The sequence below is a fragment of the Paenibacillus sp. 10L310 genome (assembly GCF_056395745.1).
Map to the genome: position 1 here is coordinate 216,481 of NZ_JBFTKC010000010.1, position 21,838 is coordinate 238,318.

Genomic DNA, 21,838 nt, shown 5'->3' on the forward strand with positions numbered 1-21,838 from the left:
AGCCGGGATAGTGAGGTGCCAAGGTCATGAATCTAGAAGTGAACGCAATCTTTCAAATTGCGGGTATCGGAATCATCATCGCCATGATTCACACGGTACTGAAACAAATGGGAAAGGAAGATATGGCTCACTGGGTGACCGTAATCGGATTTGTCGTTGTATTGTTCATGGTGGTCCGTATGCTGGACAGCCTGCTACAAGAGATCAAATCGATATTTCTTTTTCAATGAAATCGGTCATGAAGCCGGATGGTGGTGACCTGTGGAAATTATCCAAGTTGTAGGTTTGGCGCTCATCGCAACAGTGCTTATTCTGGTCATTAAGGAACAGAAACCGATGTTTGCCTTTCTGATTGCTGCCGCAACCGGCATTGTCATCTTCATGTTGTTGATTGGCAAAATCGGAGCAGTCATCGAAGTGTTGAAGCGGCTTGCCGAGAATTCAGGCATGGAAAGTATTTATCTGAAAACGGTGCTGAAAATTATTGGAATAGCGTACATCGCTGAATTTGGCGCACAGATTGTCAGGGATGCAGGTCAAGAAAGCATTGCGTCCAAGATCGAATTGGCTGGTAAGGTACTGATCCTTGTACTTGCTATACCGATCATCAGCATTATTATCGAAACCGTCATGAAGCTGATGCCGGTGTAGAAAGGGCGTGCGGACTTCATATGAAATCAATGCATCTTAAGCCGCAGTGGCGCCTTACGGTTGTGCTGATGCTCTGTTTTCTGTTTGGTATCCTGGGACAGGTTACTGCAACCTCGCCTTCCGGTGAGTGGATGGAGCAGCAGGCCGATCACCTTCCCAAGGATCAGGTGGAGAAATACTGGGATCAACTGATGCAACAATACGGTGGTTTCTTCCCGGATGGGAAGACCCCTTCCTTCATGGATATGTTAATCCCCGGCAATGAAGGGTTCAGCCTGAAATCGGTGTTTGTAGCGATAGGAACCTTCATGCTGCATGAAATTTTATATAATGGCAAACTTCTGGTCACGATTGTGATGTTAAGTGTACTCAGCATGATTCTGGAGACACTTCAGACCGCATTTGAGAAAAATAATATTAGCAAAATCGCCTATTCCATCTGTTATATGGTCATCATCATTATTGCGATTAACAGCTTCAGTGTGGCGATTGGATATGCTAAGGATGCCATAACCGGCATGATCAACTTCATGATGGCCATGGTTCCCTTGTTATTCACACTGCTTGCGTCCATGGGTAATGTCATCACCGTCTCGGTGACACATCCACTCATCATTTTCATGATTCATCTGGTGAGTACGTTGATTCACTTGCTGGTATTCCCGTTACTCTTCTTCTCAGCTGTTCTGCATCTCGTCAGTTCATTGTCTGACAAGTACAAGCTGACACAGCTGGCAGACCTCCTGCGCAATATTAGTGTGGCACTGCTGGGTATCCTGCTGACGATGTTTTTGGGTGTAATCTCGGTTCAGGGAGCATCGGGCTCCGTAGCGGATGGAGTTAGCCTGAAGGCCGCCAAATACATCGCAGGCAACTTTGTCCCTGTCGTGGGCAGAACATTTGCGGATGCGACGGATACTGTAATTACAGCTTCTTTACTTGTCAAAAATGCAATTGGACTCACCGGAGTGATCATCATTTTGTTTCTATGTGCCTTTCCGGCACTCAAGATTCTGGCTCTTGCCTTGATATACAACGTAACTGGTGCCATTATGCAACCGCTAGGAGACACCCCGATTGTAGGATGCCTCCAGGCCATCGGCAAGAGCATGATCTACGTATTTGCGGCGCTGGCAGCCGTCGGGCTGATGTTTTTCCTGGCCATTACCATCTTGCTGACCGCGGGCAATCTGACTGTCATGATGCGCTGAATGTATGTTGGCAAGAAAGGGGGTGGAAAGGATGGGGTGGCTGAGCAACTGGCTCCAGGAATTGATTATGATCGTTCTGCTGGCGACTTTTGTGGATATGTTGTTGCCCAATCGATCCATGGAACGTTATGTCAAGCTTGTGCTGAGCCTTCTCATCCTGCTGACCCTTTTATCACCCATAACCAAGCTGCTCAAAAGTGATCCGGTTGGCGAACTGAAACGGGCAATGTCTGCAATGGATGCTCCATCGAATGGGAATGCGACACTCGAACAGATATTAGCTCAGGGCAAACGGCTACAATCCAATGAACAGGAACAATCCTTACAATGGACAGCCAAAGAACTGGCTAATGTCATGAAAGGTCAGATTGAAGAAACAACAGGAGCCAAGGTGCGGTCCGTAGAGGTACAGCTGACCATGAGTAAATATGAAACGGAGATGGAAGCTGCCTCATCAGTCGAACTGCCTGTGATCCAGCGTGTATTGGTCGAGATGGCCGGAGAGGGTGTAGAAGGAGAAGTGAAGGCAGGGCAGCAAGAAGTCGCTGCTAACACACAACCCATATTTGGAACAGACACAGAAGTCGAGAAGGATAAATCACATCAAATACAGCAGCCCATCCAGATCGGTCAGATTGAAGTGCCTGATGTTCAGATTGATGTGAGTAGAGGGCAACGTGATGGAAATGAAGCGTCTTCGGAGCCTGTTATACGTGATCAAGCAGATGAGACGAAGCAGCAAGGTGAGACATCCACAAGGTCCGAACATGCGGTGCAGATTATTACATTGTTGACTGAAAAGTGGGATGTTGATGCAAACAACGTTCAAGTGACAGAACCAAAAAGTGCTGAAGTGCTCTGAGAAGGAGGGTGTCCGATGAAACAATGGTTCAAAAAGATGGAAACCTGGATGGGTGGCGGAGAGGGTGGGGCAAGGCGAAGTCAAACCTTCCGCTGGCTGATTATCCTGGGTTTGATCGGGGTGGGAATCATGCTGTTCAATTCCTTCGTCAATGTCAAAAAAATTGATTCCGAAAATATCGGTCGGGAACCACCGGACCCGGCAACATCCATGGCATCCATACAGAGTGATCCGTCGGAACAGAATCCTTTTCAGGCGATCGAAATTGCATTTGAAGACAAAATCAAAGGTGTGCTGGAAAACATTGTTGGTGTGGGAACGGTTGATGTGATGGTTACCGTGGATTCCACAGAAGAATTGGTCGTTCAGCGGAACGTGAAGGATTCTCAGCAACTTACCGAAGAAACCGATGCTAGCGGGGGCAAACGGCATATGACGCAATATACCCGTGATGGCGAGATTATTACTTACGAAATAGCAGGGGATCAGACACCTATAGTGACCAAAAAGCTCAAACCGCAGATCCGTGGGGTGCTTGTGGTTGCGAGGGGTGCAGAGAACAAGGTTGTGAAGGACCTGATAACCGATGCTGTGGAAAAAGGACTGAATGTGGCAGCCTACCGGATCTCAGTTGTACCGCGCAAACAAGACTAATCTGATGTGTTGAATCACAAGATTCAATTCTCATAAGATTGAAGCCAATTTGAGGAGGAAGTTCTAATGAATAACAAACGTCAAACGGTATGGCTCGTTTCCATGCTGAGTCTGATGGTCATTTTGTCCGCGTATTATCTGTTCACTGAGGATTCCGGTCCAGTCAACGCGCCGGTGGCTGACAGTCAGCAAGTGGATGGAATCAAGCAGGGGGAAGCAAAGGAGACGGCAGGCATTCTTGATCCTACAGAAGGTTTGGTTGTAAATGAAGTGGTGAATAGCGGCGAAGTTGAAAGTGATCCAAGTGCGGCTGGCGCTGTGGAGGAACCATCGGCTACGGAAGGTAAAGAAGCTGGAAATACAGAGAAAACACCTGCTGTCGAAAAAGGCGAAAATAAGGGTGAGACAGGTAAAGAAACCAACAAAGAGACCGACAAAGGCGCAACAACTACACCGGAGACAGACGGTCAGGCAGGCGGCACTGCAACCAAGACAGATGAGGAAGTCCTCAAGGAAATGGAAGAGCAGAATACGACAGCATCTGCGAGCAGCCAGTTCCAGAACTACCAGTGGCAACGTGAGGAAAGCAACAATCGTAAGTATGAGGAACTGATGACCGTGGCAGGTGATCTGAGCAAAACACCAGAGGAGAATGCCAAAGCAACGGAGCAACTCCGTACACTGGAAGAAAAAGAAGCTAAAATCACTGGTATTGAGGAGACGCTCTCTCAACAGTTCGCTAATGCGATCGTTGAAGAAGATGCCGACAAATATAAAGTTGTGGTCCTCAGTGACAAACTAGATGTAAAACAGGCGGTATCCATTGTGGATCTGGTCATGAAAGAATTGGCGGTTTCACAGAACAAAATCAGCGTGCAATACGTCACAGAACAGTAATCCAAATCATGGAAATGCAGTCCCGGGAGCTGGTTGCACTCTCGGGCTCTTTCCATTTTTAATGATTATGATATAATACATAAAGCCATATGACCGTCCTAGTGAGACTGGCATGATGCCGAAGGAGTGAATAATGGAAATGTTTAAATTGAGTGAAATCAAAGAACTGATTAAACTGGTAGATGAAAGTTCCGTTCAAGAGTTGGAAATTGAAAATGAAGGATCACGGTTATCAATCCGCAAACCGGGCAAAACGGAGTATGTTCAAGCAACTGCTGTGCAACCGCAAATGATTGCTGCTCCGCAAGTACAGCCGGCAGCAGTGGTAAGTGAAGCTGCACCGCAGGTCGATACTACAAGTCATTTACATAAAATTGTATCTCCGATGGTAGGTACTTTTTACAGAGCTTCCTCGCCGGAAGCGGGTCCTTTTGTGAGCGCTGGTGATAAAGTTGTTGAGAAAACAACGGTATGTATCATCGAAGCTATGAAGCTGATGAACGAGCTTGATGCGGACATCAAGGGAGAAATCGTTGAAGTGCTGGTTGAGAACGGACAGCTGGTCGAGTATGGGCAGCCCCTTTTCCTGGTGAAACCGGAATAACCGTTATAGCTGGTTAACAGCTAACCGCATGAGCTTCGAAGGAGGACAAAACGAAATGAAATTTCAAAAAATACTGATTGCGAACCGTGGAGAGATTGCGGTACGTATTATTCGTGCCTGCCGTGAAATCGGTATCTCAACGGTAGCCGTCTACTCGGAAGCGGACAAGGATTCTCTGCATGTTCGTCTTGCAGATGAGGCTTATTGTATCGGACCGACACTGTCTAAGGACAGTTACCTCAACTTCACAAACCTGATGAGTGTAGCTACGCTGACGGAATGTGATGCAATCCACCCTGGATACGGTTTTTTGGCGGAGAATGCTGATTTTGCGGAAATTTGTGAGTCTTGCAATATTACATTCATCGGGCCTTCACCCGAAGCCATTACCAAAATGGGAGACAAGGCTGTTGCCAAACAGACGATGAAAGATGCAGGAGTACCTGTTATTCCTGGATCAGACGGCCTTGTTGAAAATATGGATGAAGCCATCATGATTGCTAGAGATATCGGATATCCTATCATTATCAAAGCTACTGCTGGTGGCGGAGGTAAGGGAATTCGTATTGCCGAAGATGAAGAAACGCTGATTAAGCAGATTACCGCTGCTCAGCAGGAAGCACAGAAGGCATTTGGCAATGCAGGTGTATATCTGGAGAAATTCCTGACAGGTATGAAACACGTGGAAATTCAGATCATTGCTGATAAACACGGAAATGCAGCACATTTGGGAGAGCGTGATTGCTCGGTTCAGCGTCGTCGCCAGAAATTGGTAGAAGAAGCTCCGTGTCCGATTCTCTCCGAAGATGTGCGCACACTGATGGGTGAAGCTGCGGTACGGGCTGCCCTTGCTGTGGATTACTCGGGAGCGGGTACATTGGAGTTCCTGCTCAGCCCGAATGGCGAGTTCTATTTCATGGAGATGAATACGCGTATTCAGGTAGAGCACCCGGTGACTGAGATGGTTACTGGCGTGGATCTGATCCGTGAGATGATCTCGGTAGCTGAAGGCAACCCACTCTCATTCCGTCAGGAAGACGTGGTTATCAATGGCTGGTCCATTGAATGTCGTATCAATGCAGAAGATCCGGACCGTAACTTTATGCCATCACCAGGCAAAATCGGATTCTACCTTGCACCGGGAGGACCTGGCGTTCGTGTAGATAGTGCTGCTTATCCGGGTTATACCATTTCACCTTTCTATGACTCCATGATCGCAAAATTGATCGTGTGGGGAGCGAATCGTGAAGAGGCGATTGCCAAGATGAAACGTGCGCTTGGGGAATTTGCGATTGAAGGCATATCTACAACTATTCCTTTCCATCAGAAATTGCTGGAGCACCCAACGTTCATTCGCGGTGACTTTGATATCAAATTTCTTGAGGAAAACGAGATTTAAAAGGTATATTGGGCTTGTTTGTCATAATGTAGCCCAAATGATATAGTATGAATAATAAGAGCGCATGTCTCCTGCAAAGGATAAGCCCGCACCTTGCGGATGTTTGCAGGAGTTCCGGTAAAGCCGGACCGGAAGGGTTCTGAAGGTTGATTAACCTGAGTCCAGCGCCCTGACGGATGGCCGCAAACTTATCTCGCGAAAGGTGTGTTGAACAGTTATGAGTACACTACCGACTGAATTTGAACGAACGGATATCGGTGAAATCCAGATCGCACCTGAAGTTATTGAAGTGATTGCTGGATTGGCGACCCTTGAAGTGAAAGGTGTTGCAGGCATGAGTGGCGGATTCGCTGGCGGATTTGCTGAATTGCTTGGTCGAAAAAACCTTTCCAAAGGCGTTAAAGTTGAAGTGGGCCAACGTGAAGCTGCAGTTGATGTTTCCGTAATTATCGAGTACGGATACCGTCTGCCACAAGTAGCTACGGAGATTCAACAGAACGTGAAACGTTCCATCGAGAACATGACAGGATTGAATGTGAATGAAGTGAATGTGCACATTCATGACGTTCAGTTCAAGAGCACCGAGAAAGTGGAAGAGATCGACCTGAACAGTCAGCGCGTAAAATAAAAGAAGACAGATTCCCCCGGCATCATCTGCCGGGGGTTATCCCGTCTTGGACAGGTCTTCATTATAGCGAAAGCTAGATGAGGATCTGATTTTTTGCTAGTGAACAGGTTAAGTCATGTTAGTGAGCAAGGGAGGCTGTGCAGTTCGTGGCTAAAATACTGGATCGGCTTCTGTTGTTTATATACAGCATAAGCGTTGGAGCAATATCGGCAGCCGTCATTCTTCTGATTAGCGGTGTGCTGCCTTACGAATTGAATTACCAGCAGGAACAAAACGTTATTGTTGCGTCGGTTATTGCAGCAGCGATTTTGTTTATCCTGAGTTTGCGATTTTTCTACATCTCGGTTCGGCGTGAGCGTGCATCGTTGCCGTCTGTAGATCAACGTACTGAGTTTGGTGATGTACAGATTTCGATGGAGACGATTGAGAATCTCTGTTTGAAGGCAACTTCCCGTTTCCGGGGAGTACGTGATGTCAAGGCACGCATACGTGTGGTTGAGTCAGGACTGGAGATTATGATCCGTGCAGTAGTGGATGGTGAGACACCTATTCCTGCGCTGACTTCTGATCTGCAAAAGGCGATACATGATCATGTACAAGAGATTACGGGCATCCCGGTTTCTTTTGTCACGGTGTATATCGCTAATGTAACCCAGTCGCCTAACTACAAGAGTCGAGTGGAATGAGGTGAGTTTCACTGATGCTGTGGAAAGAGATTTGGGATAGTCACAGAGGCCGAATTACCGGAATTATCGGCGGCATCTTTTTTGGATTTCTTTATGTATGGATCGGTTTTTGGGATATGTTGTTCTTTGCACTCTTGGTGTTCATCGGTTATACGTTAGGCAGACGAAGCGATTCGAAGCTGGGTTCGTCCATTCCCTGGAGGGAGTGGGGGCAATGGCTGGGCGATCGCTGGCGTCCGTTTAAGTGACCTACCTGAACCCTGCAATATGTTTCTTCCGAAAATAGAGCTGTAGTTTAGGTTGCCCGTTTTTTGGAGGATACGTATTGCAGGTTTTTTTGTGAAAAGGGATAACAATAACAATACCGTGGAAGTCATCGATCAATCCAATACAGGATTTGATGAGATGGTTGCATGGATTATAAAATAAGCATGATGACGCTCCAGACGGAGCGCTGCAGGAGGCAGGACATGAAAAGACGTTTGGCAAGGGAAATTGCAGTACAAAGTCTGTATCAGATGGAAATGAATGAGGTAGGTGCAGCAGAAGCTGTGAACATGTTAATCAATGAAGCTGCTGAAGATAATGAAACCGAAGTAGTTATTCGCGATGCAGATGTAATGCGTACTTATGTTACTGAGATTGTACAAGGAGCCTGGAACAATAAGGAAGCCATTGACGGGCTGCTTGTGGATTATTTGAAAGGTTGGCAGATCAGCCGTCTATCACGTGTAGATCGCCAGATTCTACGACTGTCAACGTATGAAATGGTGTTTCGTGATGACATTCCGGCAAAGGTATCGGTCAATGAAGCGATTGAACTGTCCAAATATTTTGGTACAGAAGAATCCGGCAAGTTCGTCAATGGTGTACTTGGACGCATGATTCAGGAAGTTGACGCGATTAAAGCAAAATTATCTTAAGTTATGATTAATTATAGTGTGTGTTCAAAAAGACCGGTTTTCAGTATCCTTCGTAATCAAAAGCGGGCTTTTTGAACAACCTCTAAATTTATATTCACATAAGGGAGAGAGAGTACAATGACAGCATCTATTATTAACGGTAAAGAAGTATCCCAAGAGATCCGCGCAAGCATGACAACAGAAGTAAAACAGCTTAGCGAACAGGGGGTAGTACCTGGTCTGGCTGTTGTGCTCGTCGGGGAAGATCCGGCATCCCAAGTATATGTGCGTAATAAAGAAAAAGCATGTCACGACCTCGGTTTCTACTCCGAAGTGCATCGCTTGGATGCAGATACGTCCCAAGAAGATCTGCTTGCGCTGGTGGACAAGCTGAACAATCAACAATCCATTAACGGAATTTTGGTTCAACTTCCACTACCTAAACACATCGAAGAGAAAGCGGTTATTGATGCGATTGCCGTGGATAAAGACGTAGACGGATTCCATCCAGTCAATGTTGGTAATCTCGTAATTGGAGACGATAGTCTGCTTCCATGTACCCCAGCGGGTGTAATTGAACTGATCAAACGTACTGGACTGGAAATGTCCGGTAAACATGCAGTGGTTATCGGAAGAAGCAACATCGTTGGCAAACCGGTATCGCTGTTGCTCCAACGTGAGAATGCGACGGTAACCATGTGTCATTCCCGTACAGCCAACATGAAAGAAATTACACGTCAGGCGGACATTTTAGTTGTAGCCATCGGCCGTGCTAATTTTGTGGATGCTGATTTTGTGAAACCAGGTGCTGTTGTTATTGATGTCGGCATGAACCGTTTGGAGAATGGCAAACTGGCAGGAGACGTTGATTTCGAGAGTGTGAAAGAAGTTTCTGGTCCAATTACACCCGTTCCTGGCGGTGTTGGTCCGATGACAATCACAATGCTGATGCAAAATACATTGATCGCTGCCAAGCGCGCTCACGGATTGGCCTAGGGTTTTGTCTGTGGCAGATCAAAAGATCTACTCCATCAAAGACCTGAACCGATACATCCGGATGAAACTGGAATCGGATCAGGTCCTGTCGGACGTCTGGCTGCGCGGGGAGATTTCGAATTTCACACATCACTCCAGCGGCCATATGTATTTTACATTGAAGGACAAGGACAGCCGGATCAAGTCAATTATGTTTGCGTCCCATAACCAGCGATTACCCTTTGTACCGAAGGAGGGTGCAAGGGTTATTGCCCGTGGTAATGTCTCGGTGTATGAACGGGATGGGCAGTATCAATTCTATGCTACCCATATGCAACCGGACGGAATTGGAAGTCTGTATCTGGCTTACGAACAGCTGAAGAAAAAGCTTGAGGATGAAGGGTTATTTTCACCTTCTCGAAAAAGACAGATCCCTCGTTATCCACAGACCATCGGGGTTGTAACTTCACCGACGGGAGCGGCGGTGCGAGACATTATGATCACACTCCAGCGCAGATACCCTTCTGCCAAAGTTGTTTTATATCCTGTTCTGGTTCAAGGGAAGGGTGCAGCACCTTCCATTGTCAAAGCGATTGGCAACCTGAACCGGATGGGAGAAGCCGATGTACTTATCGTTGGACGCGGAGGCGGTTCACTGGAGGAGTTGTGGGCCTTTAATGAGGAGATTGTGGCAAGAGCAATAGTTGCTTCGGATATTCCTGTCATTTCTGCGGTTGGGCACGAAACGGACTTCACTATTGCTGATTTTGCAGCCGATTTGCGTGCGGCTACACCTACAGCAGCTGCTGAATTAGCTGTACCTAATCGAGCTGAGTTGCTTGATCAGATCGGACAACGTCAGCGCCAGTTACAGCACAGCTTACGTCAGCGTGCTGTACATAATCGTGAACGGCTCGCAAGATTACAGCGTTCGCCAGTGCTGGTGCATCCAAGACGTACCTTGATGCAGCACACGGAACGACTGGATATGATGCACCAACGTCTTTTGAGAACAGTCGATACACGTATGAAATGGACAGGAGAGAAGCAGGAGCGTCTGCGGGCAGCACTGCAACGATTCAATCCTCGTGAGCAGGTCAATGTAGCACGCCGTGAGAATGCGGCAGCACGCAGACAACTGGAACTTGCGATCAGGTCTATAGCCAGATCGAAGCAGCAACAGTGGAAATCATCTGTGCGGCATCTGGATGCGCTTAGCCCGCTCAAAGTCATGTCACGGGGATACAGCCTTGTCTATGACGAGCAGGAACAGCGATTGATCAAGTCAACGAAAGATGTACAGCCTGGAGATTCAATTAAGATTAAATTAACAGACGGACAGCTGGACTGTCAGGTTTGGGGAATGAAGGAGGACGACAATACCCATGGCGAATGAACCGGAATTGAATTTTGAAGAGGCAATGGCGGCATTGGAAGACATTGTAGGTCAGCTGGAACATGGTGATGTTCCGTTGGAACAGGCCATCGATCTGTTTCAACGCGGGATGAAACTTTCGCAACTTTGCGGTCTTAAGCTGGAACAAGTGGAACGCAAGATCGAGATGATCGTAGAAGAAGATGGAGAGCTTCGCAAGAAGCCTTTCGGAACTGCTGACGATGAGAGCGGTGAAGTCCATGAGTAATCGTCCTTCGTTTCAAGTGTACCTCGAAGAGGTCACAGCTGCGGTGACAGAAGCGTTGAAACACACGCTTCCCGATCACTGGGATGTACCCCAATCGTTGACGGATGCGATGCAGTACTCACTCATGGCCGGAGGCAAACGCCTTCGTCCTCTTCTGGTCGTTGCTGCGGCGGAAGCCTTCGGTGCACAGCGTACAGCTGCAATGCCGGTAGCCTGCGCCGTGGAGATGGTTCATACGTATTCACTGATCCACGACGACCTGCCTGCTATGGATAATGATGATTACCGCAGGGGAAAATTAACGAATCATAAGGTATATGGTGAGGCAACAGCCATATTGGCAGGTGATGCGCTGTTAACCCATGCTTTTTATAGCATTGTTCAAGCTGGACGCCGTAGCGGTGTAGCGGCAGATGCGTTGCTGTCCATCTTAGAGGACATGTCCGAACTTGCTGGAGCAAGAGGTATGGTCGGCGGCCAAGTTGCGGATATGGAAGGCGAGCAAGGCATGACCGATCTTTCACAGCTCCAATATATCCATTTGCACAAAACAGGTGACCTGATTGTTTTCTCACTCATTGCTGGAGCACGAATTGGTGGAGCAACGGAAGGACAATTGGAAGCCTTACGTGTGTTTGGGCGTGATCTGGGGCTGGCGTTCCAGATTCAGGATGATATTCTCGACCTGACGGGTGACGAGCAGAAGATGGGCAAGAAAACACAGAGCGATGTGAATCAACAGAAGGTAACATATCCTTATTTTATTGGCATGGAGGCTTCTGTAGATGAAGTGAAATCCCTTACCCAATCTGCAAAAGACGCACTTGAAAGAGCCGAGTTACCTGATGCATCCAGATTGTTGGAAATTGCAGATTACCTGATGAGTCGTGACCATTAGATTCTGACGGAGCGGTCTGTTTCAAAATCTATGTAACCGTGTAATGAATGTAATGTTCTTTTTCCGAGTGGATGGAAAAAGTCTGTCCCGAGTGGATGCGTGAATACATATGGAGAAGAATTTTAAATAACTTGCTGGCGAGAATGCTCGTTATCGGGAGTATAGTGCAGTAAATTATGATTCTTGTTCTTTTATGTTATAATGATTTAATGTCATTTGATTCATAATGTATATATCGATTTACAACAATAACTAAACAATCTAGGAAAGCGGGGAGATTCTCGTGCTGCTTCCACAAATTAAACAACCCAGTGATCTAAAGTCGATGTCTCAGGATGATCTTGCCCTTTTGTCGGCAGAGATCCGGCAGTTTCTGATTGAGAAACTGTCTGTTACAGGTGGGCATCTCGCACCCAACTTAGGCGTGGTTGAGCTCACGGTAGCCCTGCATTACTGTTATAACAGTCCAGCAGACAAAATGATTTTTGATGTAGGGCATCAGGCTTATGTGCATAAAGTCCTGACAGGGCGTATGGATCGCTTTGATACATTGCGTCAACATAACGGTCTGTGCGGGTTTGTCAAACGCAACGAAAGTGAACATGACGTATGGGAAGCTGGACACAGCAGTACTTCATTGTCCGCTGCGATGGGGATGGCCCTTGCACGTGATCTGAAGGGTGAGGACAACCAAGTTATCGCGATGATTGGTGATGGAGCGCTTACAGGTGGTATGGCTTTTGAAGCCCTCAATCATATCGGTCATGAGCAGAGAAAACTGATGGTTATTTTGAATGATAATGAAATGTCCATTGCTCCAAACGTTGGAGCCATGCATAAATATTTGAGCAAGATTCGTTCGGATCGTCATTATCTGAAAGCAAAAGATGATGTTGAGGGGATGCTTAAAAAAATTCCTGCTATTGGAGACCGTTTGGCCAAATCGGCAAGCTGGATCAAAGATAGTGTCAAATATATGATGGTACCAGGTGTTCTTTTTGAAGAACTGGGCTTCACGTATTTGGGACCGATTGATGGGCATGATATTCCCAAATTGATCGAAACCTTCAAACAGGCAGATAACGTTGATGGCCCTGTGCTCGTTCACGTGCTCACGACCAAAGGCAAAGGTTATCAGCCAGCAGAAGCCGATTCGCACAAGTGGCACGGGATTTCTCCGTACAAAATTGAATCCGGTCAAGTGCTGAAGGCAGTCGGAAAACCGATGTACACGGAAGTGTTTGGTCAAACGTTAATTGATCTTGCGAAGCAGGATAAGCGGGTCGTAGCTGTAACGCCAGCAATGCCTACAGGATCAGGTCTTATTCCGTTCAGTAAGGAATTTCCCGATCGCATGATTGACGTAGGTATTGCAGAACAGCACGCGGCGACCATGTGTGCTGCACTGGCTATGGAAGGTTTGAAACCGGTCTTTGCCGTGTATTCTACGTTTATGCAACGTGCTTATGATCAGATTGTACATGATATTTGCCGTCATAACGCCAACGTGATGTTTGCCATTGACCGTGCCGGGTTTGTTGGTCCGGATGGGGAAACACATCAAGGGGTATACGATGTGGCATTTATGCGCCATATTCCAAATATCGTTCTGATGATGCCAAAAGACGAAAATGAATTGCGTCATATGATGAAAACGGCGCTTGATTATAATGAAGGTCCAATTGCTTACCGTTATCCACGAAACAATGTGGTCGGTGTACCTTTGGATGATGTACTTGTTCCGATTCCAATCGGATCATGGGAGCAACTGCGTCCATCCGAGGGATATGCTGTCATCGCTTCAGGTTCGATGGTGCAGCTTGCAGAAGAAGCAGCAGAGATGGTGAAGCGGGAAGGGATCACAGCAGGCGTAATCAACGCTCGCTTCCTGAAACCTCTTGACGAGCAAATGTTGCGTGATTTAGCTGTTCGAGGCACCAAATTGATTGTACTTGAAGAAACATCCCAGGCAGGCAGCATGGGTAGTGCAGTTCTGGAGTTTTATGCAGAACAGGGACTACATGATGTTCATGTACAATTGATGGGGATTCCGGATCGCTTCATCGAGCATGGCAGTATTAAGGAACAACGTGAGGAAGTGGGTCTTACCGTTGAAAATGTATGTGCTGAACTGCGCAAGATGGCTGTTCAATCATCTTACGGCATACCAAAAACACGTTTTCCTTCGTAAATTTACATGATAGGAGACAGACATGTCACTCCCGAAAGAACGAATTGATGTTCTGCTGGTTGAGCAGGGCTATTATGAAAGTCGTGAGAAGGCAAAAGCTGCCATCATGGCTGGACTGGTATATGCCAATAATGAGCCGATCGAAAAGGCGGGCATGAAAATTCCAAGGGAAGCCGAGCTGAAAGTTAAAGGCTCGGTACATCCCTACGTCGGCAGAGGCGGATTGAAGCTCGAAAAAGCGATCCGTCATTTCGACCTTGATATGAATGGACTTGTCATGCTCGACATTGGTTCATCCACCGGTGGATTTACGGATTGTGCACTTCAGCATGGCGCATCTCACGTCTACGCTATTGATGTGGGCTATAATCAGCTCGATTGGTCTTTGCGTAATGATGAGCGGGTTACTGTTATGGAACGAACTAATTTCCGCTATGTGACTCCTGAAGATCTGACGGGACCCGTGCCGAACTTTGCGAGCATTGATGTGTCGTTCATTTCACTGCGAATCATATTGCCGCCACTTCTGGCTCTTTTGAAACAACCTGCAGATATCGTTGCATTGATTAAACCTCAATTTGAGGCAGGGCGTGAAAAAGTAGGCAAGTCCGGTGTGGTACGTGATACGAAGGTACACAAGGATGTATTGCAGACAATGCTTCATTTTTCCAGTCAACTTGGTTTACATCTGCAGCGTTTAACTTTTTCACCGATAACGGGTGGAGAAGGTAATATAGAATTTCTCGCACATTGGCGTCTGGAAGCACCAGAGGCAACACAACCAGAGATCGATCCAGCTTCACTTGACGCACTTGCGGAGCAAGTTGCAAAGGAAGCAGCTCATACATTTACGGGAAACTCATCATAAGATGGGTTTCTTTTCGCTGGAAAGGTGATTGACGTAAAGGGAAATCATTACTGAACCTCGAATATGTCTTCGAGGTGAGCGATAATGGATGGTCAATATGACACAATCTTTATAGGTGTACTTGCTGTCTGTTTGATCTTGTGGCTGTTCTTTGGCTTGCGTAATTGGGTGAACCGACCGACGCCGGTAAGCTTGTCTGGAATGAAACTGAACGTGAAGATTCAAGATTCCCCGGCCTTGGATTTGCTTGAAGCACAGGGCTACGAAGTCATCGGTGGGAAAATGAAAGTCCCTCTGGCTTTTGAGGCCAATGAATCCGTTTATTACAGCAGATTATTCATTGATTATGTTGCAGAACGTGAGGATCTCAGATACCTCGTGAAAACGTCTCGTCGCAGACAGCCAATCGATATGACCGGCCCTGCGCTAAGGGATCGCTTCCTCAATTATTTGTTGTTATATCCTGGCTGTGAAGGATTGCTGTATGTTGACGTGGAGGATTCCGATATTAAGTTAATCAGGCTCATGGACTATCAGGAAGATGTGTATGATGGGGATGATCTGGACTAATATAAAAGAATGAACATTGCAGGGCAAAGTCTGCGGCGAATTACAAATGCTGCTTTATTGCAATACATCTAACTGGAGGCATATATGAAAGGACAAAGGCACATCAAGATTCGTGAAATCATTAGTCAAAATGAAATTGAGACCCAGGATGATCTGGTTGAAGCACTACGCAAATCAGGTTTTCAGGTGACTCAGGCGACGGTATCCCGGGATATCAAGGAACTTCTGTTAATCAAGATTCCGATGGATGATGGAAGATACAAGTACTCTTTACCGACAGATCAACGATATAATCCGATTCAAAAGTTGAAGCGTGCACTCGTTGACAACTTCTTGCACATTGATCACACAAACAATCTGGTTGTGATGAAATGTTTGCCCGGAACAGCCAACTCCATTGCAGCTTTGCTTGATAATATTGAGTGGAATGAAGTCATGGGCACGATCTGTGGAGATGACACCATTCTGATTATCTGCCGGACTGAAGGTAACAGTGTGACCGTTATTGAGCGGATCATGGGTTACATTTCTTGAATAAATGGTTCAAAAACATAATTTCTGAGTTAGTCATCCGGAGGTGTTTTTGCAGATGTTAGTTACGTTATCGATTCGTAATCTGGCTGTGGTGGAAGAAGTGGATGTTGTATTCCACCCGGGATTCCATGTACTTTCAGGGGAAACGGGTGCAGGTAAGTCGATTATTATAGATGCACTTGGCTTAATTGCCGGTGGACGCAGTTCAGCTGATCTGATCCGGTACGGATGTGAGAAGGCAGAGATGGAAGCCTTGTTCGAGATGGAGCAGAGTCATCCGGTATGGCAGACATTAGAGAAGCTGGGTATCCATTGTGAGCCTGAAGAGCATTTGGTTATACGACGTGAGTTGAATACTCAAGGGAAGAGTACGTCCCGCATTAATGGGCAATTGGTCAATCTGACCATGCTGCGGGAAGTAGGCGAGAAGCTGATCAATATTCATGGACAACATGAACATCAGAGTTTGCTACGCGCTGAGAGCCATCTGGGGCTTCTCGATACTTATGGCTCGGAAGTCATCGGACCGATCAAAGCGAAGTACCAGGAGCGCTACAGCAAGTTTATCACGGCGGAAAAAGAACTGCGTGCCCTTCAGGAGTCCAGTCAGCGGGCATATCAACTTTTGGACATGTATCGCTTTCAGCTTGAGGAGATCGCAGCAGCAAGCCTTACACAAGGCGAAGATGAATTACTCGGGGAAGAACGGGTCAAACTATCCCATAGTGAGAAAATGATGGACAGTGTTGCTGGTGCATATGATCTGCTCAGTGGTCAACGCGGACTTGAAGCTGTGAGCATTGCTCTTTCAAGAATTGAAGACATTTCTGGATATGATAGCAAAGGACTGCAACCAATCGTAGAACAGCTGCAATCTGCATTTTATCAATTGGAAGATGCGACATTTCAGTTAAGGGATTACCGGGAGAAGATTGAATTTAATCCGGCAAGGCTGGAAGAAGTGGAGCAAAGGCTGAATCTGATTTCTGGCCTCAGACGGAAATACGGGGACAGTGTTGAACTTATTCTGAGTTATTATGATCAGATTAGCCATGAAACAGACCAACTGGAGAACAAGGATGAACGGCTGGAGAAATTGCGAGCTGAACGTGACAAAATGCTTAACCTTGTGATGGAGTCTGCTGAAGAGCTCAGCAAGGTTCGCAAACAATGCGCCGAGGAACTTGCTGCACAGGTGGAAAGCGAGCTCAAGGATCTGCAAATGGAGCGGACTACACTGCGTGTTCAAATTACTCCTTTCGAAGATCCAAAGGGGATTGAATGGAATGGACGTCGTATTCGTCTGAATCGTCATGGTGCGGACAATGCGGAATTCCTAATCTCACCAAACCCGGGCGAGCCATTACGACCACTTGGCAAAATTGCTTCAGGTGGTGAGTTGTCGAGAATGATGCTGGCGATGAAGAGTATCTTTGCGCGACATGACCTGATACCTGTGTTGATTTTTGATGAAGTTGATACCGGAGTTAGCGGTAGAGCAGCTCAATCCATTGCGGAAAAATTGTTCCGTTTGTCTTCGACTTGTCAGGTTTTCTCAATAACTCACTTACCACAAGTGGCTTGTATGGCAGATCATCAGTATCTCATTGAGAAACATGTCTACGATGGACGGACAATGACGCAGGTGGAATCGCTGTCAGACGAAGGCAGAGTGAAGGAATTGGCACGTATGCTGGGCGGCGTGGAAATTACAGAAAAAACACTGCATCACGCACAGGAAATGCTGAATTTGGCGGAAGCCAAAAAAGGGTGAAACGGACGGCTGGCGTAATGATTGACAGTAATAAAAGCCTGGGGGCGAGGTTATCTTAAAGGTACGCAATTGGCGACCACCTTTCGTCAAGCGAAAGAAGCAAAGGGAGTGTGACAGCCATTGAATTCCCCCCTCAGGAAGAAATTGCTAGGTCTTTTATTTGCCTTCTTTCTTTGTGTGATTAGCCAGGCCATTCAGCCTGTGCAAAGTTATGCTTCACTGCCGGATGAATTGCAGGTGTTTGCTGGCAGGCAAGCGGATGTCCGGCTCGCTGTACCTGCTGTTTCAAGTGCCGTTGTAGATCGTCCTGATATCGTTGGTTTGGATGATCAGGCAGCGATGCATGTTACCAGGCAACAACCTTTGCATCTTCACCCTCAACAGACGGGACATGCCAAATTAACGTTGAAGTTGTGGGGTAAAATTCCGGTCAAAACAGTCCATGTGAATGTGATACCGGATTTGCGTGTTGTACCCGGGGGTCAAACGATTGGCGTCAAAGTTAAATCGGCAGGCATTCTGGTGGTTGGACATCATTTGGTCCGTTCCGGTCAGGATGAGCGTGTATCGCCCGGAGAAACAGCGGGCATTAAGCTCGGAGATCTGATTACGCATATGGATGGTAAACGTCTGGATGGCGTAGCAGGTGTCTCTGAAGCCGTTGAACTTGCAGGGAAAAGTAAAAAAGGTATTGATGTTGTGTTAAAACGTGGTAAGGAAACGGTGAAGACACGATTAACTCCGGCGTATGACTCCGAGGATCAAGCGTGGAGGCTTGGATTGTACATTCGTGATTCTGCAGCCGGTGTTGGCACACTTACCTTCTATGCTCCCGATCAGGGCGTATATGGCGCACTGGGCCATGTCATTACAGATATGAACACACAAACATCTATTGTTGTGGGTAGTGGTCAGATCGTTCAATCCAATGTGACGTCCATTTCTAAAAGTGAGACCGGTGATCCGGGTGAAAAACGTGCTCATTTCCTCAAGGAAAGCAAAATTTTGGGCAATATTGAACGTAATACGGCTTTTGGTATCTTTGGTAAAATGTCCGGAAATCCTGAGCACAGTCTGTATTCGAAAGGTATTCCCGTCGCTTTTTCTCATGAAGTAAAGGAAGGACCGGCCGAAATACTTACCGTGGTTGACGGTCAACAAGTTGAACGCTTCTCCATTGACATTGTTCATGTGGCAGATCAAACTGAACCAGCAACAAAAGGTCTGGTACTTCGAATTACGGACCCGAAACTGCTGGATAAGACCGGAGGTATCGTTCAAGGGATGAGTGGCAGCCCCATTGTACAAAATGGTAAATTGATCGGTGCAGTTACTCATGTATTCGTGAATGATCCAAAATCGGGTTACGGTTGCTTCATTGAATGGATGTTACAAGATGCTGGCGTTATGATGAAAAAGGAAGACGATAATAACCTCAAGGCTGGCTAAACAGCCCTGAGGTTCTTTTTTGTCGAAAGCAAACATAATATATCGGATAATGAAATAAATTATTTATTATATAGGATCAAGAAAAAAAAATAAAGAAAAATAATTTTCGACAGGAGGAATTTAACTGGCTGTGTCGAAAATTAAACGTGTAAGGAAATGTACGAAACGATGTTTAATTTAAAGGAGGATACCGTTTTGCAAAAAATTGAGGTATTGCTGGCCGATGATAATCGTGAATTTACGAATTTGCTTGCCGAATATATATCTGAGCAGGAAGATATGGAAGTAACCGGTATTGCATACAATGGAGAAGAAGTACTGCAATTGCTGGAGCAAACTCGGGATGTGCCGGATGTATTGATTCTGGATATTATCATGCCTCACCTGGACGGACTGGGTGTGCTTGAGCGCTTGCGCGACCTGAACCTGTCTCCACAGCCTAAAGTCATTATGCTTACGGCATTCGGACAAGAGAATATCACACAGCGTGCCGTGCAACTCGGAGCTTCTTATTATATTCTTAAGCCGTTTGACATGGAAGTGCTTGCGAATCGTGTGCGTCAACTGGTGGGAACACAGACGGCGATGTCCACAAGCAGCGGATCATCCATGTTCATGAAATCATCCAATGTTGTGCCAATGGGCAAACACAAAAATCTGGATGCAAATATTACGTCCATCATACATGAAATCGGCGTTCCTGCGCATATTAAAGGATATCAGTATTTGCGCGAAGCGATTACGATGGTGTATAACAATATCGAAATTTTGGGAGCGATCACCAAAACACTGTATCCGGCGATTGCCGAAAAATTCAAAACAACGCCGTCCCGCGTCGAACGTGCGATCCGTCATGCCATTGAAGTGGCATGGACTCGTGGTAACATCGACAGTATCAGCCACTTGTTTGGTTATACAATCAACATCAGCAAGTCGAAACCAACAAATAGCGAGTTCATCGCGATGGTTGCTGACAAGCTGAGAATTGAGCATAAGGTAAGCTGAAAGGGTCAGGAGTAGTGAGCTGGCAAGTATAGTTTGGATTCAAATTTGATTCTAGCCAAATGGTTTTTGGCGGCCTATATCTGAATTCGTTCATTTCATGCCGATAAACTTCTGTAATATATGCCAACGAATACCGTCATTTATTGGATTAAAGATATCCAGTAAAGGACGGTATTTTTGCATAACGAAATAACACAGAACATGATGATGATTTAGTGTTGCATGATTGCTTCTGAATTTTGAGATCAAGCATTAAAGTAAGCTCCCTATAGCAAAATTCAGAAAAGGAAATATTTCATAAACTTTTACCTTCAGTTAACGCTTTTTCAAGTAGAAAGTGGTACGATGTGACCATTGACAAAGACCTACATATATATTTGAAAAGTTCGGATAAGATGCTACGAACAGAGGAGTAGAATAGTATGTTTACGCAAATAGGCGAGATTGCTGAACCAATTCCTGTAGTACAATCTGATACAAAATGTGATATCGTCTATCATCTTTTCAAGTCCAATCCTAGTCTGGAAGGTATAGCTGTTATGGGGGAGAAGGGTGTGTCATTAATGATGCGGCCCCGATTCTTTCAGCAGATTGGCACCCAGTATGGCTATAATCTGTATATGGGACGTCCTGTAGAACTGGTGATGAACACACAGGCACTGGTCGTGGATTATTCGGAACAGATTACAGATGTCAGTGTTCTAGCCATGGACCGAGATGAAGGGGAAATATATGATCTTGTGTTGGTCACGTCAGGGGAAAGTTTCTTTGGAGCTGTGAGTATTCGGCGTTTGCTACTCGCTGTTGCTGATGTACGGGCTGAAATGGCGATTTTTATGAACCCGCTGACTGGTCTTCCAGGTAATCATATTATAGATGAAAGGCTGTCTCAGGCTCTTCAGATGGACCAATTTAGCGTACTGTACGTTGATCTCGATCAATTCAAATCCTACAATGATAGCTACGGCTTCAAAATGGGGGATCAGCTTATACAGGCGACAGCTAACTTGCTTCGCAAGCTATTTGTTCCCCCTGATGCTTTTCTTGGACATATCGGTGGTGATGATTTTATTACGATCCTAAATCACCATGATTATAAATATATTAGTGAGGAAGTCATCTCAAGTTTTGAGGAAATGAAAAAGACATTTTATAACGAACATGATTGGCATCATCAATATGTTCTGGGGGAAGGACGCTCCGGGCTGAAACGGCCCATTCCTCTGGTGTCGGTATCCATCGCCGTTGTAACCAATAGCAAGCGAAAATATGAAAACATAGATCAGATTATTGATGAGGCCACACGCATCAAAAAAGGTTGTAAAGCGATTGCTGGAAGTATCATCTGTGCAAATGATACCGCCGGTACTCCGTGCTAGAAATAAAATTACGAGAACGTAGAGGACAGAGAGAACCTGAAGACGTGGACTAAAAGCT

At 46.1% G+C, this 21,838-nt stretch carries 24 protein-coding genes; all 24 read left to right on the top strand.

The window, feature by feature from the left end; genetic code table 11:
* The first annotated feature begins 26 nt into the window (after positions 1 to 26).
* The 24 genes from spoIIIAC (at position 27) to AC1DE7_RS21115 (ending at position 21,780) form a co-directional block, all read left to right on the top strand.
* Entirely contained in the window at positions 27 to 230 is a 204-nt protein-coding gene (spoIIIAC, locus tag AC1DE7_RS21000; RefSeq protein WP_017687585.1) for a stage III sporulation protein AC, read from the top strand.
* A 31-nt stretch (positions 231 to 261) separates the two neighbouring features.
* Positions 262 to 651: a stage III sporulation protein AD gene (spoIIIAD, locus tag AC1DE7_RS21005; protein WP_017687586.1), complete on the top strand. Its 390-nt coding sequence runs from the start codon at positions 262 to 264 to the stop codon at positions 649 to 651.
* A 68-nt stretch (positions 652 to 719) separates the two neighbouring features.
* On the top strand, positions 720 to 1,862 hold the full coding sequence (gene spoIIIAE / locus AC1DE7_RS21010; protein ID WP_370511423.1) for a stage III sporulation protein AE: 1,143 nt from the start codon (positions 720 to 722) through the stop codon (positions 1,860 to 1,862).
* A 31-nt stretch (positions 1,863 to 1,893) separates the two neighbouring features.
* Entirely contained in the window at positions 1,894 to 2,724 is an 831-nt protein-coding gene (gene spoIIIAF, locus AC1DE7_RS21015) for a stage III sporulation protein AF (protein ID WP_036674995.1), read from the top strand.
* A 15-nt stretch (positions 2,725 to 2,739) separates the two neighbouring features.
* Complete coding sequence (gene spoIIIAG / locus AC1DE7_RS21020; RefSeq protein ID WP_036614381.1) at positions 2,740 to 3,378, top strand: stage III sporulation protein AG; 639 nt, start codon at positions 2,740 to 2,742, stop codon at positions 3,376 to 3,378.
* 66 nt (positions 3,379 to 3,444) lie between these two features.
* On the top strand, positions 3,445 to 4,275 hold the full coding sequence (locus AC1DE7_RS21025; RefSeq protein ID WP_477535098.1) for a SpoIIIAH-like family protein: 831 nt from the start codon (positions 3,445 to 3,447) through the stop codon (positions 4,273 to 4,275).
* Between the two features lie 139 nt (positions 4,276 to 4,414).
* Complete coding sequence (gene accB / locus AC1DE7_RS21030) at positions 4,415 to 4,879, top strand: acetyl-CoA carboxylase biotin carboxyl carrier protein (protein WP_076251231.1); 465 nt, start codon at positions 4,415 to 4,417, stop codon at positions 4,877 to 4,879.
* A 55-nt stretch (positions 4,880 to 4,934) separates the two neighbouring features.
* Positions 4,935 to 6,278: an acetyl-CoA carboxylase biotin carboxylase subunit gene (gene accC, locus AC1DE7_RS21035; RefSeq protein ID WP_036614375.1), complete on the top strand. Its 1,344-nt coding sequence runs from the start codon at positions 4,935 to 4,937 to the stop codon at positions 6,276 to 6,278.
* A 217-nt stretch (positions 6,279 to 6,495) separates the two neighbouring features.
* Positions 6,496 to 6,906 (top strand): Asp23/Gls24 family envelope stress response protein, encoded by a 411-nt coding sequence (locus AC1DE7_RS21040; protein ID WP_017687593.1) that lies wholly within the window; start codon positions 6,496 to 6,498, stop codon positions 6,904 to 6,906.
* A gap of 146 nt (positions 6,907 to 7,052) precedes the next feature.
* Positions 7,053 to 7,592 (top strand): alkaline shock response membrane anchor protein AmaP, encoded by a 540-nt coding sequence (amaP, locus tag AC1DE7_RS21045; protein ID WP_017687594.1) that lies wholly within the window; start codon positions 7,053 to 7,055, stop codon positions 7,590 to 7,592.
* 14 nt (positions 7,593 to 7,606) lie between these two features.
* The gene (locus AC1DE7_RS21050; protein WP_017687595.1) at positions 7,607 to 7,840 is read left to right on the top strand and encodes a DUF2273 domain-containing protein; all 234 of its coding nucleotides are present in this window, start codon (positions 7,607 to 7,609) and stop codon (positions 7,838 to 7,840) included.
* A 222-nt stretch (positions 7,841 to 8,062) separates the two neighbouring features.
* On the top strand, positions 8,063 to 8,515 hold the full coding sequence (nusB, locus tag AC1DE7_RS21055; protein WP_017687596.1) for a transcription antitermination factor NusB: 453 nt from the start codon (positions 8,063 to 8,065) through the stop codon (positions 8,513 to 8,515).
* A 117-nt stretch (positions 8,516 to 8,632) separates the two neighbouring features.
* On the top strand, positions 8,633 to 9,490 hold the full coding sequence (gene folD / locus AC1DE7_RS21060; protein ID WP_017687597.1) for a bifunctional methylenetetrahydrofolate dehydrogenase/methenyltetrahydrofolate cyclohydrolase FolD: 858 nt from the start codon (positions 8,633 to 8,635) through the stop codon (positions 9,488 to 9,490).
* A gap of 10 nt (positions 9,491 to 9,500) precedes the next feature.
* Positions 9,501 to 10,865, top strand: a complete 1,365-nt coding sequence (gene xseA, locus AC1DE7_RS21065) for an exodeoxyribonuclease VII large subunit (protein ID WP_074095694.1) — start codon at positions 9,501 to 9,503, stop codon at positions 10,863 to 10,865.
* Positions 10,855 to 11,112: an exodeoxyribonuclease VII small subunit gene (gene xseB / locus AC1DE7_RS21070; protein ID WP_017687599.1), complete on the top strand. Its 258-nt coding sequence runs from the start codon at positions 10,855 to 10,857 to the stop codon at positions 11,110 to 11,112. Before xseA ends, xseB begins: the two co-directional genes overlap by 11 nt.
* A complete protein-coding gene (locus tag AC1DE7_RS21075; RefSeq protein ID WP_477535099.1) occupies positions 11,087 to 12,010 on the top strand; it encodes a polyprenyl synthetase family protein in 924 nt (307 codons plus the stop codon). The genes xseB and AC1DE7_RS21075 overlap by 26 nt, the downstream gene beginning before the upstream one ends.
* Before the next feature lie 283 nt (positions 12,011 to 12,293).
* On the top strand, positions 12,294 to 14,201 hold the full coding sequence (gene dxs, locus AC1DE7_RS21080) for a 1-deoxy-D-xylulose-5-phosphate synthase (RefSeq protein ID WP_036614362.1): 1,908 nt from the start codon (positions 12,294 to 12,296) through the stop codon (positions 14,199 to 14,201).
* Positions 14,202 to 14,223: 22 nt separating this feature from the next.
* Positions 14,224 to 15,069, top strand: a complete 846-nt coding sequence (locus tag AC1DE7_RS21085) for a TlyA family RNA methyltransferase (protein WP_477535100.1) — start codon at positions 14,224 to 14,226, stop codon at positions 15,067 to 15,069.
* Between the two features lie 84 nt (positions 15,070 to 15,153).
* Positions 15,154 to 15,639: a hypothetical protein gene (locus tag AC1DE7_RS21090; RefSeq protein WP_100527188.1), complete on the top strand. Its 486-nt coding sequence runs from the start codon at positions 15,154 to 15,156 to the stop codon at positions 15,637 to 15,639.
* Between the two features lie 84 nt (positions 15,640 to 15,723).
* Positions 15,724 to 16,173 (top strand): transcriptional regulator AhrC/ArgR, encoded by a 450-nt coding sequence (gene ahrC, locus AC1DE7_RS21095; RefSeq protein WP_145322615.1) that lies wholly within the window; start codon positions 15,724 to 15,726, stop codon positions 16,171 to 16,173.
* A 55-nt stretch (positions 16,174 to 16,228) separates the two neighbouring features.
* Entirely contained in the window at positions 16,229 to 17,947 is a 1,719-nt protein-coding gene (gene recN / locus AC1DE7_RS21100) for a DNA repair protein RecN (protein ID WP_477535101.1), read from the top strand.
* A 120-nt stretch (positions 17,948 to 18,067) separates the two neighbouring features.
* Positions 18,068 to 19,396, top strand: coding sequence for a SpoIVB peptidase (spoIVB, locus tag AC1DE7_RS21105; RefSeq protein WP_477535102.1), 1,329 nt, complete (start codon positions 18,068 to 18,070; stop codon positions 19,394 to 19,396).
* Between the two features lie 195 nt (positions 19,397 to 19,591).
* The gene (gene spo0A, locus AC1DE7_RS21110; protein WP_036614349.1) at positions 19,592 to 20,401 is read left to right on the top strand and encodes a sporulation transcription factor Spo0A; all 810 of its coding nucleotides are present in this window, start codon (positions 19,592 to 19,594) and stop codon (positions 20,399 to 20,401) included.
* Positions 20,402 to 20,823: 422 nt separating this feature from the next.
* Positions 20,824 to 21,780 (top strand): GGDEF domain-containing protein, encoded by a 957-nt coding sequence (locus AC1DE7_RS21115; RefSeq protein ID WP_477535103.1) that lies wholly within the window; start codon positions 20,824 to 20,826, stop codon positions 21,778 to 21,780.
* Positions 21,781 to 21,838: the final 58 nt, after the last annotated feature.

Bases quoted from the DNA above. Each gene is read 5' to 3' on its own strand.
- spoIIIAC (WP_017687585.1), top strand. From the start codon at position 27: ATGAATCTAGAAGTGAACGCAATCTTTCAAATTGCGGGTATCGGAATC.
- spoIIIAE (WP_370511423.1), top strand. From the start codon at position 720: ATGCTCTGTTTTCTGTTTGGTATCCTGGGACAGGTTACTGCAACCTCG.
- spoIIIAF (WP_036674995.1), top strand. From the start codon at position 1,894: ATGGGGTGGCTGAGCAACTGGCTCCAGGAATTGATTATGATCGTTCTG.
- spoIIIAG (WP_036614381.1), top strand. From the start codon at position 2,740: ATGAAACAATGGTTCAAAAAGATGGAAACCTGGATGGGTGGCGGAGAG.
- AC1DE7_RS21025 (WP_477535098.1), top strand. From the start codon at position 3,445: ATGAATAACAAACGTCAAACGGTATGGCTCGTTTCCATGCTGAGTCTG.
- accB (WP_076251231.1), top strand. From the start codon at position 4,415: ATGTTTAAATTGAGTGAAATCAAAGAACTGATTAAACTGGTAGATGAA.
- accC (WP_036614375.1), top strand. From the start codon at position 4,935: ATGAAATTTCAAAAAATACTGATTGCGAACCGTGGAGAGATTGCGGTA.
- AC1DE7_RS21040 (WP_017687593.1), top strand. From the start codon at position 6,496: ATGAGTACACTACCGACTGAATTTGAACGAACGGATATCGGTGAAATC.
- AC1DE7_RS21050 (WP_017687595.1), top strand. From the start codon at position 7,607: ATGCTGTGGAAAGAGATTTGGGATAGTCACAGAGGCCGAATTACCGGA.
- nusB (WP_017687596.1), top strand. From the start codon at position 8,063: ATGAAAAGACGTTTGGCAAGGGAAATTGCAGTACAAAGTCTGTATCAG.
- folD (WP_017687597.1), top strand. From the start codon at position 8,633: ATGACAGCATCTATTATTAACGGTAAAGAAGTATCCCAAGAGATCCGC.
- xseB (WP_017687599.1), top strand. From the start codon at position 10,855: ATGGCGAATGAACCGGAATTGAATTTTGAAGAGGCAATGGCGGCATTG.
- AC1DE7_RS21075 (WP_477535099.1), top strand. From the start codon at position 11,087: ATGAGAGCGGTGAAGTCCATGAGTAATCGTCCTTCGTTTCAAGTGTAC.
- AC1DE7_RS21085 (WP_477535100.1), top strand. From the start codon at position 14,224: ATGTCACTCCCGAAAGAACGAATTGATGTTCTGCTGGTTGAGCAGGGC.
- AC1DE7_RS21090 (WP_100527188.1), top strand. From the start codon at position 15,154: ATGGATGGTCAATATGACACAATCTTTATAGGTGTACTTGCTGTCTGT.
- ahrC (WP_145322615.1), top strand. From the start codon at position 15,724: ATGAAAGGACAAAGGCACATCAAGATTCGTGAAATCATTAGTCAAAAT.
- recN (WP_477535101.1), top strand. From the start codon at position 16,229: ATGTTAGTTACGTTATCGATTCGTAATCTGGCTGTGGTGGAAGAAGTG.
- AC1DE7_RS21115 (WP_477535103.1), top strand. From the start codon at position 20,824: ATGTTTACGCAAATAGGCGAGATTGCTGAACCAATTCCTGTAGTACAA.